The organism is Oleiphilus sp. HI0043, from assembly GCF_001634935.1.
Genome location: NZ_LWEY01000677.1, coordinates 1 through 877, shown reverse-complemented (window position 1 = coordinate 877; position 877 = coordinate 1). Strand labels below are relative to the sequence as shown.

At 42.4% G+C, this 877-nt stretch carries 2 protein-coding genes; both read left to right on the top strand.

Annotated features, from left to right (window positions below; genetic code table 11):
* The coding region (locus A3729_RS08135) for a tetratricopeptide repeat protein (RefSeq protein ID WP_197475685.1) at positions 1–415 on the top strand (415 nt) is incomplete at its 5' end.
* A partial coding sequence (locus tag A3729_RS08130) for a RodZ family helix-turn-helix domain-containing protein (protein ID WP_197475684.1) occupies positions 412–877 on the top strand: 466 nt, incomplete at its 3' end. The genes A3729_RS08135 and A3729_RS08130, both read left to right, overlap by 4 nt.

Genomic DNA, 877 nt, shown 5'->3' with positions numbered 1-877 from the left:
ATCTGAAGATACGCGTTATGAAGGCCGTTCACAAATATTCTCTAATATCGCTTTATGCCAACTTAAACTAGGTAATAGTGCTGAAGCAATTGAAGCTTATACCAGTACTTTGCGCTTGGATCGTAGTAATGGTCGTGCGCTATCTGGTGTAACGGAGCTGCTGATCCAGTCCAACGATTTTGAAAGAGCTCAGCATTATTATAATCGCCTCGTACGGTTGATTCGTGAGCGCGGTATGCAACACTCAGCTCAGAGTTTATGGCTGGGAATCAGGATTGCCAATTATTATGATAGTTCTCAGCAAGTGATTACTTTGGCAGGCTTACTCGAGCAAATGTATCCCGATACTGAAGAAAACCAGCTTGCCAAGAGTTTACTTGGAAAAAAAATAACGCTAAATGGTGCTAGTCGATGAGTAAGGAAACAGCTGATATTTCGTCAAGCCCAGGCTTAATTCTCCGGACTGCACGAGAAGAGTTAAAATTTTCTATCGACCATGTTGCACATGATCTTCACCTAAGGGCAAGTGTTGTGCAGTCAATGGAGAATGAAGATTATGACGACTTCAGTAGCGATGTTTTCTTAAAAGGTTATTTTCGCTCTTATTGTCGTTTGGTTAACTTGCATGAAGAGCGAATGGTTGAGCTGCTTGAGGTTCAGTTACGTACTCGCAAGAATGAAATCGAGAATGTAGCCTTAAGCGCTAAAAAAGCCGAGAAAGCCAAGTTCCGAAAGAAACTGATCAGTGTAATGTTTGCATTGGCTTTAGTTGCTGGTTTGAGCGTGTATGTTTTAGGGTATTTACTGGTGGAAGATAAGCCTCTACAAGAGGGCAGCCCCTTACCTGAAAGTACGACTTCGGCGCCTAGTGATCAAT